Genomic DNA, 10,760 nt, shown 5'->3' with positions numbered 1-10,760 from the left:
TTTCATCGACGTCGGCGGGCTGATGAGCTACGGCGCTTCCCTCGAGGTGCGCTCGGCGGACTATGTCGACCTGATCCTGCGCGGGACCAAAGCGGGCGACCTTCCGGTGCAGTCGCCGCGAAAATACGAGCTTCTGATCAACCGCAAGGCAGCCGATGTCTTGGGGCTGAAGCTGCCGGCCACGTTGCTCGCGCGCGCCGACGAGATCCGCGAGTGAACGAGCCGGCCAACCAGGACACCTCGCGCGCGCCCCCGAGCCGGCTGTTCCGCAAATATCTCTATTCGTTCGTCGCGCTCGCCTTCGCGGCGCTCGCCCTCAACACCGCGCTCGAGGTCTGGTTCTCCTACCGCGAGCAGAAGCAGCTCCTCGCGGCGACACAGCGCGAACAGGCCGCATCGGCGGCGATCCAGATCGGCCAGTTCATCGGTCAGATCGAAAGCGAGCTCAGATGGCTGTCGCGCCTGCCGCCGGATCTGTCGGCGCAGGAGGACGAGCGGCTGAACGCCATCCGCCTCTTGCGCCTCTCCCCCGCCATCGCCGAGATTGCAACGCTCGACGCCCGCGGACGCGAGCAGGTCCGCGTGTCGCGCCGCGTCGCCGACAAGGTCGGCAGCCAGACCGATCTTGCCGCCTCGCCGGCCTTTCTCGGCGCCAGGGCAAGCGGCATCTACTACGGACCGGTCTACTTCTTCGGCGATACCGAGCCGTTCATGACGCTTGCCGTTCTCGGCGGCGGAAACGATCCGCAAGTCACCGTCGCCGAGGTCAATCTGCGCTTCATCTGGGACCTCGTCGCCAGGATCAAGGTCGGCAGCACCGGCAAGGCCTATGTCGTCGATCGCAAAGGACAGTTGATCGCACATCCGGACTTGTGGCCGGCGCTGCGTCACACCGATCTTTCCGATCGTCCCGACGTCCAGGCGGCGCTCTCCGGCACCCCGCCTGCCGCGGGAGGACTCGTCAAGGATGACCTGTCGCAGCGGCGCGTTTTGTCGACTTACGCAACGGTCCCACCGCTCGGCTGGCTCGTCTTCGTCGAGCTTCCGATCAGCGAGGCCTATGCGCCGATTTACGCCTCTATCGGGCGCTCGACGTTCTTGCTGGTCGCCCTGCTCGCATTCGCCGTCCTTGCGGCGTTCCTGCTCAGCCGGCGCATGACCGTCCCGATCCAGATACTGACGCAGGGCGCAAAGCGGATCGGCAGCGGCGATCTCTCCTTACGGCTCGCCATCAAGACCAATGACGAACTGGAGGCGCTCGGCGACCAGTTCAACGTGATGGCCGCGCACCTGCGCGAGTCCTACGCGACGCTGGAGCGCAAGGTTGCCGAACGCACGGCCGAGCTCGAAAAGGCCCGCGATCATGCGCTCGCCGAGCACGATGCCGCCGAGCGCGCGCGCAGCGCTGCCGTAGAGGCCAACGAGACCAAGTCGCGCTTTTTGGCCATCGTCAGCCATGAGCTGCGCACACCGCTCAACGGTGTCATGGGCGTGTTACAGCTGCTGGACGACGGCAGCCTGAACGAAGCGCAGCAGCGTCACCTCGCGACCGCGGCCGGATCCGGTGAAACCCTGATCGCATTGGTGGATGCGATCCTGGAATATGCGCGGCTGGAAGCGAGCACGGAAGCACTGGAGACCCGCGATTTCCGCCTCGACCAACTCATCCAGACGGCCGCCGACCTGATACGTCCGCAGGCGGCGGCGAAGGGTTTGGCGTACCATCTCTCCTGCGATGCGAGTCTCGATGTGCAGGTGCATGGCGATCCAGTGCGGCTCAATCGCGTGCTGCTCAATCTCGTCGGCAACGCCGTCAAGTTCACCGCGAAGGGCAGTATCACCCTCGCGGCCGCGCTCGAGCCGCAGCAGGCTTCCGTGCTGCTCCGCGTTTCCGTCGCCGATACTGGCATCGGCATCGCATCCGACATGCACGAGCGGATCTTCGAGGATTTCGTGCAGGCCGACGACAGTATTGCGCGACGCTTCGGCGGCACCGGGCTGGGGCTTGCGATCGCCCGCCGCCTGGCGCGGCTGATGGGCGGGGACGTGACGGTGGAGAGCACGCCAGGCTCCGGGAGCGTGTTCCGTCTCGCAGTCCCGCTCGGACTTGCCGAATCAGAGCGCGCCCAAGGTGTTGCACGCGCGCCGTCGCTTGCGCTGCGCGTACTGCTGGTCGACGACGATCCCGTCAATTGCGAGATCGGCGAAGCCATGCTCAGCCGGCTCGGGCACCATGCCGTGATTGCCACGGACGGCGCGGCCGCAATCGATCAGGCCAGCCGCGCGGCGTTCGACGTCATCCTGATGGACCTGCACATGCCCGACATGGACGGCGTGGAGGCTGCGGCGCGCATCCGGGAGCTTGGATTGCAGCGGACACCGCGCATCATTGCGGTGACTGCGGACGTATCGCGGAAGGCGCGCGAGCGCCTCGCCGGTGCCGGGATCGGCAAGATCGTCGGCAAGCCGATCCTGATCAAGAACCTGCGCGACGCGCTCGAAGGCGATCCGCAAGAGGGATCGGAGACTACCCGGCTGGCCGCCGGCACGCTGATCGACGAGCGCTTCCTGAGTGACCAGAGGGAGCTGCTGGGCGCGCGGCAGATCGCTGGGCTCTGCGAGTTGCTCGAAGAGACGAGTGAGACACTCGTGGCGGACATCATAAGAGCCGCGGCCGCAGGTGATCGCGTGCAGCTGGCAAAGTGCGCACACCGGCTCGGCAGCGCCGCCAGCGCGCTTGGCCTCGTCCGTCTGTTCGAAGTCTGCAACACGATCGAGCTTGCGGCCGCATCGATGTCGACCGTGGAGTGCCGGATTGCTGCCCGTGAGCTGGACACGCTCCGGCAGGCATCCCTGCATGCGCTGGCTGGGCTGGTCCGCGCCGAGAACAAGCACGCACCTGCGCCAGAGTTCCGGTGGCCGAAAAAGAGGCCCGCCAACCAGGGCGGGCAGGATTTTTAAGGGAGGAAGCGCCCTGACAAGGGAGCGCTATGCAATCTCGGCGATTCGATTGGAAACGGTAAGATCGTATAACTACTGTCACTGCGCCTGCCCTGCTCCTAGCAAGGCGGCCGCAGGACCATCGCGACAGCCACGCAGGCCGGATCGGCTCCGCGGGCGCAACAGGGGATTTTCATGAGTTTTTCCAGCGTATTCGCGCGCATCGTCGCGCTGATCGGCGGAGCTGCGCTAATGTGGCGGCGGATGTCGGAGACCCAGCCAAAGCCGGCCTGGGGCGGCGCGCCACAGATTCCGGAAGCCAAGCCGCAAGGCGCCATTCCGACGCTGAAGATGCCGACCGCGCGGGGCTGGCGCGATGGCGAGAAGCCGGTCGCCGCGCCCGGACTAAAGGTCAACGCATTCGCGAGCGAGCTCGACCATCCGCGCTGGATCAACGTGATGCCGAATGGCGACGTGCTGATCGCCGAAGCAACGCAGATCGCAGGTCCGCCGAGGAGCGTGTTTCACTATGCCATGCAGGCCACGATGCGGCGCGCGGCAGCGCTCGGCGTCAGCGCCAACCGCATCACGCGGCTGCGCGATGCGGACGGCGACGGCGTCGCCGAGCAGCGCGGAACGTTCATGGAAGGACTGAGCCAGCCGTTCGGCATGGCGTTGATCGGCGACACCTTCTATGTCGGCAACACCGACGGCGTGGTGGCGTTTCCCTATGTCGCGGGCGCCCAAAGCATCAAGGCTTCGGGACGCGAGCTCGTCACCTTCAAGCCATCCGGACACTGGACGCGCAGCCTGCTCCCGAGCGCTGACGGCAAGAAGCTCTATGCCGGCGTCGGTTCACTCAGCAACATCGCCGAGATGGGCATGGAGGTCGAGGAAGGCCGCGCCGCCGTGTATGAGCTCGATCTCGTGAACGGCACGAGCCGCATCTTTGCCGGTGGCCTGCGCAATCCGGTCGGCCTCGCGTTCGAGCCGAACAGCGGCGTGCTGTGGACCGTCGTCAACGAGCGCGACGGGCTCGGCGACGAGACGCCGCCCGACTATTTGACCTCGGTGCGCGATGGCGGCTTCTACGGCTGGCCCTATTGCTATTGGGGGCAGACGGTCGACGATCGCGTGCCGCAGGATGCGGCGATGGTCGCAAAGGCGATCACGCCGGACTACGCGCTCGGCGGACATACCGCCTCGCTCGGCCTGTGCTGGATGCCGGCCGGCACCCTGCCCGGCTTCCCCGACGGCATGGTCATCGGCCAGCACGGCTCCTGGAACCGCTCGACGCTGAGCGGCTACAAGGTGGTGTTCGTGCCGTTCGAGAACGGCAAGCCCTCTGGTCCTGCGCAAGACATCCTTTCGGGATTCCTCGCACCCGACGAGAAGGAATCCTATGGCCGGCCGGTCGGCGTCACGCTCGGGCCTGACGGCTCGCTGCTGGTGGCGGACGACGTCGGCAACGTCATCTGGCGCGTGACGGGCGCGTAAGCGCCCTCACGTACCCACGCTTAGCGTGGCGCGCTGCTTGCGCAACAGGGCGATCACGGACAACGCCGTGATCATGCCGGTCTTCGGGTTCTCCGAGGGGATGTTCTCGATCGCCATCGAGAAGCGCGCGGAATCCGCCTCCACCTCGATGCGATGCAGGTTGCGCGTCACCGTCGGATCGGCCCAGATCTCGACCATGGTGCGATCGGGGCCGATGCCCGCCAGCGACAGCGCCACCGCGACGTTGAGATTGGCTGGAAAGCCCTTGGCCGCCTCGCGCGCGGTGCCGGCGAACAATCTGAGCGGCTCGCGCAAATTTTCGATGTCGATGCCGTTCTGCACGATGAACGGCGCGCCCGTCAGGCCGTCGATCGGCTTGCGCGTGACCATCTTGACCGAATGAATGGTGCCGACCGCAGCGGCGTTGACCGCGTCGAGCCCGATCAGCGCGCCGGTCGGCACGATGATGCGTCCGTGATTGGCCTTGGCGAGATCGATGAGGTCGGAATTGTCGAGCAGCGCGCCGACGCTGACGACCACCGCCGTCTTCCCTCGTCTCACCACCGGCTCAACGATGCTTCGCAACAGATGGCTCGGCGCGCACTCGACGACGATGTCCGCCGCCTCACCAAGCTGCTCGATGGGCAGGAGGGCCGGCGACTGGCGCAGGCTGCTCAGAAATGCGCGATGCCTGTCGGGCTCGCGTGCGGCGATCGCCGACAGGACGAGACCCTCGATTCCGCGATCGAGCTCGGCGGCGATCTTCGTGCCGATCGAGCCCAACCCCGCGATCGCAACCCGCAGGTCCTTCCGATGATCGGCCATGCGCAACTCCCTTCGCAAGGCCTTTCATAGCCCAGGCATCACCCGTGCGCAAAGCAGCAGCGCCAGGCCGGCCGTTCAGCCTGGCGCGCAAATGGAGAGCAACGGGCCGCCAAGCAGGGCGGCCTCGGCTCACTGCTCGAAGGTGCGCACGCCGTGAATGCCGGCATCCGTGCGGATCATTCGCCCCTTCTTGCCGTCGGACGTGACGAAGATATCCCAATGCGCGGTGCCGCCGGGCTGGCCGTCCATGATCATGACGCCGGAGCAATCGGCGTTGATCGTGTACGTACCCTCAAGCGTCTCGCGCGCCGGGCTCTTCGTCTGGCGGATCGAGGTCTGCTGGCCCGAGAACTTGCCGTTGCCGTCGAAATTGAAGACACCGTAGTGCACATTGGTGCCCCGCCCGTCAAAGACATAGGCGCCCTGCAGCTTGTCCACTGTGCATCCCGCAGCGGCGTAAATTGGAGAGATCGAAGCGGACGCCAGGATCAGGCCGCCGACCGCGCCTGCCAACATTCGTTTGAACTGCATGTTTCCCCACTGTTCTCGTTAAGAAGGCGAGGACACGCTCAAATTGAGGCGCAAAAAGGGAAGGCCCGGAGCTTTCGCTCACGCAGCCACGTTCGCCAGGAAGCGATCGACCGACGAGCGCAATTGCATCGCCTGGTTGGAGAGATCGTGCGCGGTGGCAAGCACCATGTCGGCCGACCGGTTGGCGTTGTCGGTCGCCTCTGCCGTTCCGGCGATGCTGCGTGCGACAACGGCGGTGCCGTTGGCCGCCTGGCCGATGTTTCTGGAGATCTCGCTGGCAGCGGCATTCTGCTGGCTCACGGCGGCGGCAATGCGGCCGGTAAAGCTGTCGATGTCGCCGATGATCACCGCGATGGCGCCGACATTGTCGACGGCATGGCGCGTTGCCGATTGCACCTCGGTGATCTGCGAAGAAATATCCTCCGTCGCCTTCGCGGTCTGGGTCGCAAGCGCCTTTACTTCGGAGGCGACGACCGCAAAACCCCTGCCCGCTTCGCCGGCGCGCGCGGCTTCGATCGTGGCGTTGAGCGCGAGCAGATTGGTCTGCCCGGCAATGGTGCGGATGAAGCCGACCACCTCGTCGATCTGCTGCGCGGCGACGGCCAAACGGCCGATGGTCTGGTTGGCTGCTTCCGCCATGCCGGAGGCGCGCTGGACGATCGTGGTCGCATCGGCAAGCTGGGACGTGATTGCTTGCACGGATTCACCGAGCTGACTGGCGGCGCTCGCGACCGTCTGGACGTTGGTCGAGGTTTCCTTGGCTGTCGACGCCGCCTCGCTCGACTGCGTGCCCGCAGTGCGCGCGGTAGAGGCGAGGCTTTGCGCGGTGTCGGTCAGTTCGCCGGTCATGCGGTCGGTGTTGCTCAGCACCGTGCTGAAGGCGGAGCGGAAGGCATCTATTTCGGCTTCCAGGCGCTGCCGGCGGTTGCTCTGCTCGGCGCTGCTCTGATCCTTGGCGGCGATCAGCGCGAGATCGTCATCGGCGCGAGCCTTGAGGCTGGCCTGCATGACGGCCAGCGATTTCAGGAGACGGCCGAGCTCGTCGCGGCGACGCACAGAGATCTCATCGGTGAAATTGCCGGCCGCGACGCGTTCGGCAACCCGGACCGCGGCCGAGATCGGCCGGCTCATCGAATAGGAGAATGCGAGCGCGATGATCAGCCCGATCACCACCGTGCCAACCGCGACCGATAGCATCGTGGTGCGCGCCTGTTCTACTGCCCCTTCCGCCGCGGTGCGATACTCGTAGCCATAAGCCGCAACCAGCTCGACGAGATCGTCGATCGAGGCCATCAGGCGATCGCCCTGTTCGGTGAGCAGGAAGCTCGTCGGAATCTCGGTCACCCCGCCAGGCGACGGTTTGAGGATCTTCAGCGCGGCGCCTGACCAGTCCTTGAGCTGGCTCTCGGTCTTCTCGCGCGCCGCTGCAACGGACGGCGAAGGTGCGCGTTCACGCACAACGTTGAGATCCTCGAAGCTGCTGCGCACCAGTCTTTCGAATTTCGTGACCATGTCGCCGGAGGCGCCGGCAACCAGGCTGCGCTGGAGCAGGAGGCGCGCCTCGTGCAGGGCCGCATGGGCGGAGCGCGCATGGTTGATCCCCATCAGCGGTCCGTCGTAGAGCTTGACGACCATGTCGCCGGAATTGCCGATGGCGCGAATGCCGTAGAAAGCGATCGCGCAGGCGAGCAGGACTACGACGCTGAAGGCACCGAAGATCTTGTAGCGTATCGACATCATCAATCTCCGGCGCCCGGCGGGCCTGTTAGTCCGTCACCTTGACCATCATCTTCATGCGCGGATGAATCGCGCAAATCACCTGCACGTCGCCGGCTTCCTTGAAGGAGACATCGGTCGAGGTGCCCGGCGCCTGCGAGCCGAGATTGAACTCGTTGCCCTTGCTGGCCGACATGATGTTGTGCGGCACCGTATCATCATTGAGAAACGTGATCGCCTCGCCCTTCTTGACCGAGATGCTTTCAGACGAGAAGACGCGGCCCTGCTGGTGGATCACTTCGGTCGCAGCGTAGGCGCCGACCGAAAGACCACAGATGATGACGCCGGTGAACAGAGCGAGTGTGCGCATGGGAATATCCTTTTGAAGATCGTTGCTAGCGTGGAAGGACCGGCACGGCCGTTGGGCTGATTTCGCTGGTCAATGTCTTGAGGAAGGCGACGAGATCGGTCTTTTCCTGCGCCGTCAGTCCGAGCGGCCGCATCAGGTCCGATCGGCTGGGACGATCGACGCCGGCATGGTCGTAGTGGTCGATCACCTGCTCGAGGGTTGCGAGCGAGCCGTCATGCATATAAGGGCTGCGGCGGCCGATCTCGCGCAAACCCGGCGTCTTGAAGGCATGCTGCATCTTGATGACACCGGGCAGATATTCGCCGCGACCGACATCCTTGCTCGGCAGACCAATGTCCTGAAAACCTTCGTTGGTGAAGTTCCAGCCCTCGTGGCAGGCGGCACATTGCGCCTTGCCGTTGAACACGGCGAACCCGCGCTTGGCGTCTTCCGAGATTGCCTTCTCGTCGCCGTCGATCCAGGCGTCGAACGGCGCGCGCTCCGAAACGACAGTGCGCTCATAAGTGGCGATGGCCTGCGCCAGTGTCTTCGCCTTCATGCCGTCGCCGGGAAAAGCCGCGTCGAACAACGGCTTGTATTCGGGAATGCTCGAAAGGCGCGCCAACAGATCGTCGAGCTTCATGTTCATCTCGCCCGGCGATTGGATCGGGCCGAGCGCCTGCTCCTCGAGCGTCGGGAGACGCCCGTCCCACATGAAGATCGCGCTCCAGGCCGCGTTGACGATGGTCGGCGAATGGCGGCCGAGCTTCGCCATGCCGTGACCGATACCGACGGCGAGCCCGTCGCCCCAGCCGAAGCCGGGACTGTGGCAGCTCGCGCAGGACTGCGCTGAGCTCACCGACAGGCGGGTGTCGAAATAGAGTTTCTTGCCGAGCGCGGCCTTCTCGGGCGTATACGGGTTGTCCTTGGGAAACGGAATCGTCGTCGGCCGGCGGTACTGCGCCTTCAGTGCATCGAGTCCGCCCGGCGCCTTCTGCGTGATCTCGACCTTCCGGCTTTCGCCGACGACAGCCGCGCCAAAACCGATCGTGCTGAAGCCGAGGATGCCGAGACCAGCCGAGGCGATCGTCGCAAGGAAGGCGATCGAGCGATAGGAGCCGCGCACCGGCATGCAATGTCCCCAAAAAGGGTGTCATTCGCGACACCGAAAAAAGCTTCGACGCAATCAGACGCCAGAACGACAAAATGAGAAGTAGAGGCGAAACGTTAAATTATGTTTCCCGCGATTTGCTCGCGGGAAACACAGGCACCGTAAAAATACGGAAACAACGTGCATCGTCTCAATAGATGAGACCGAGCACGGAGCACCAAATGAAATGGCCGGGACAAGCCCGGCCATGAAGATCCCATCAACGTCGGCGTGCGAGCGCTACTCCCACGACCAGGCCGAGAAATCGTTCTCGAACTGCGGGACTTCCTTCCAGACGCCCTTCAGCTTCTTGCTGGTGACGGTGACCCATTGCGGCTGGAACAGGAAGCCGGCAACCGCATCGGTTGCCAGCATGCGCTGCGCATCGCCGAGCAGTTTTGCGCGGCCGGCTTCGTCCGGCGTCGTCACGATCTGCTTGTAGAGCGCGTTGAACGCCTCGTTGTTGTAGCCGAGATAGTAGTCGGGCTCGGTCAGCTTCACGAGATCGAAGGGCTCGACATGGGAGACGATGGTCAGGTCGTAATTGTGCGGCCCGTTCGGCGCGAACACCTGCGACAGCCACTGCGCCCATTCGACGTTCTCGATCTTCGCGGTGATGCCGACCTTGGCGAGCTGGGCCGCGAGGATCTCACCGCCCTGCCGCGCGTAAGGCGGGGGCGGCAGCTTCAGGCTGATTTCGAGCGGCGTGGTAACGCCGGCTTCAGCCAGCAGCTTCTTCGCCTTCTCGGGGTCGTAAGGATTGACGCCGGTGGTGTCGACATAGCCGAGCGAGCCCGGCGTGTAGAAGCTGCCGATCGGCGTGCCGTAACCTTCGACCGAGCCGTCGATCATCGCCTTACGATCGATCGCGGCGAGTATGGCGCGGCGAACGCGCACGTCGTCGAGCGGCTTCTTCTTCTCGTTGATGGCGACGATGGTCTTGGCCTTGGAGCCGCCGACAAGCACTGTGAAGCGCGGATCGGACTTGAACTGAGCGACGCCGCGAGTCGTGACGCGCGGAAACGCGTCGACGTCACCGGACAGCAGGGCTGCAATCTGCGCGGCGGGATCACCGATGAAGCGGATCGTGACCTTGGAGAGCTTGATCGCCGAGGCATTGCGGTAGTCGGCCCACTTGTTGAGCGTGATCGAGGAACCCTTGACCCACGCACCGAGCTGGTACGGCCCGGTGCCGACCGGCTGGGTGACGTTGGTCGGCGCGCTCTTCGGCTCGACGATCGAGGCGCTCGCCTGCCCGAGCAGGAACGGAAGGTTCGGCTCGGAATATTTCATTGCGACCACGACCGTGTCGGCGTCCGGCGCGTCGACCTTCTCGAAGCTCTGGAACAGGCTCTTGTCCTTGTTGGTCGAGTTGGCTGCGGCATTGCGCTCGAACGAGAACTTCACCGCCGCGGAATCGAACGGCTCGCCATTCTGGAATTTCACGCCCTTGCGCAGCTTGAACGTATAGGTCTTCAGATCGGGCGACGCGGTCCAGCTCTCGGCCAGCAGCGGCGAGGTCGAGCCGTCCTCGTTGATCTTGGTCAGGGTCTCAAAGATGTTGTAGAGCGTGACTTCGGCAATCGCCGCCGCGGCTGCGTTGGTGGGATCGAGCCCCGGCGGCTCCAGCGTCATGCCCATGACGACGCTGTCCTTCTTGCCCTGCGCCAGAGCCGGCAGCGATGCCGCGGCGAACGCGGCCGCTACCGCGACGATGATGAGTTTCTTGAACATATTTTCTCTCCCCGGCCG

Annotated in this window: 9 protein-coding genes; 3 read left to right on the top strand and 6 right to left on the bottom strand. The window is 64.7% G+C overall.

The features are described from left to right. The 3 genes from Q3C01_RS16980 to Q3C01_RS16970 all read left to right on the top strand — a co-directional run. A partial coding sequence (locus Q3C01_RS16980; protein ID WP_458146462.1) for an ABC transporter substrate binding protein occupies positions 1-217 on the top strand: 217 nt, incomplete at its 5' end. Further along, entirely contained in the window at positions 214-2,961 is a 2,748-nt protein-coding gene (locus Q3C01_RS16975) for a hybrid sensor histidine kinase/response regulator (RefSeq protein ID WP_458146461.1), read from the top strand. The genes Q3C01_RS16980 and Q3C01_RS16975, both read left to right, overlap by 4 nt. Before the next feature lie 174 nt (positions 2,962-3,135). After that, the gene (locus Q3C01_RS16970) at positions 3,136-4,437 is read left to right on the top strand and encodes a PQQ-dependent sugar dehydrogenase (protein ID WP_458146460.1); all 1,302 of its coding nucleotides are present in this window, start codon (positions 3,136-3,138) and stop codon (positions 4,435-4,437) included. A 6-nt stretch (positions 4,438-4,443) separates the two neighbouring features. Here Q3C01_RS16970 and Q3C01_RS16965 read toward each other — a convergent pair whose 3' ends face one another. The 6 genes from Q3C01_RS16965 to Q3C01_RS16940 form a co-directional block, all read right to left on the bottom strand. After that, positions 4,444-5,262, bottom strand: a complete 819-nt coding sequence (locus Q3C01_RS16965; RefSeq protein WP_458146459.1) for an aspartate dehydrogenase — start codon at positions 5,260-5,262, stop codon at positions 4,444-4,446. A gap of 129 nt (positions 5,263-5,391) precedes the next feature. Continuing rightward, the gene (locus Q3C01_RS16960; protein ID WP_458146458.1) at positions 5,392-5,793 is read right to left on the bottom strand and encodes a hypothetical protein; all 402 of its coding nucleotides are present in this window, start codon (positions 5,791-5,793) and stop codon (positions 5,392-5,394) included. 78 nt (positions 5,794-5,871) lie between these two features. Continuing rightward, positions 5,872-7,530 (bottom strand): HAMP domain-containing methyl-accepting chemotaxis protein, encoded by a 1,659-nt coding sequence (locus Q3C01_RS16955; protein ID WP_458146457.1) that lies wholly within the window; start codon positions 7,528-7,530, stop codon positions 5,872-5,874. A 28-nt stretch (positions 7,531-7,558) separates the two neighbouring features. Beyond that, a complete protein-coding gene (locus Q3C01_RS16950; RefSeq protein WP_458146456.1) occupies positions 7,559-7,879 on the bottom strand; it encodes a plastocyanin/azurin family copper-binding protein in 321 nt (106 codons plus the stop codon). Positions 7,880-7,904: 25 nt separating this feature from the next. After that, positions 7,905-8,990: a cytochrome-c peroxidase gene (locus Q3C01_RS16945; protein ID WP_458146455.1), complete on the bottom strand. Its 1,086-nt coding sequence runs from the start codon at positions 8,988-8,990 to the stop codon at positions 7,905-7,907. A gap of 258 nt (positions 8,991-9,248) precedes the next feature. Beyond that, positions 9,249-10,742 carry an ABC transporter substrate-binding protein gene (locus Q3C01_RS16940; protein WP_458146454.1) on the bottom strand — a complete coding sequence of 498 codons (1,494 nt, stop codon included), beginning with the start codon at positions 10,740-10,742 and terminating at the stop codon, positions 9,249-9,251. Positions 10,743-10,760: the final 18 nt, after the last annotated feature.

It is taken from the genome of Bradyrhizobium sp. UFLA05-109 (assembly GCF_054185165.1).
This window is presented reverse-complemented; position numbering and strand designations above follow the sequence as displayed.

Coding starts and splice junctions, on each gene's coding strand:
- Q3C01_RS16970 (WP_458146460.1), top strand. CDS start 3,136: ATGAGTTTTTCCAGCGTATTCGCGCGCATCGTCGCGCTGATCGGCGGA.
- Q3C01_RS16965 (WP_458146459.1), bottom strand. CDS start 5,262: ATGGCCGATCATCGGAAGGACCTGCGGGTTGCGATCGCGGGGTTGGGC.
- Q3C01_RS16960 (WP_458146458.1), bottom strand. CDS start 5,793: ATGCAGTTCAAACGAATGTTGGCAGGCGCGGTCGGCGGCCTGATCCTG.
- Q3C01_RS16955 (WP_458146457.1), bottom strand. CDS start 7,530: ATGTCGATACGCTACAAGATCTTCGGTGCCTTCAGCGTCGTAGTCCTG.
- Q3C01_RS16950 (WP_458146456.1), bottom strand. CDS start 7,879: ATGCGCACACTCGCTCTGTTCACCGGCGTCATCATCTGTGGTCTTTCG.
- Q3C01_RS16945 (WP_458146455.1), bottom strand. CDS start 8,990: ATGCCGGTGCGCGGCTCCTATCGCTCGATCGCCTTCCTTGCGACGATC.
- Q3C01_RS16940 (WP_458146454.1), bottom strand. CDS start 10,742: ATGTTCAAGAAACTCATCATCGTCGCGGTAGCGGCCGCGTTCGCCGCG.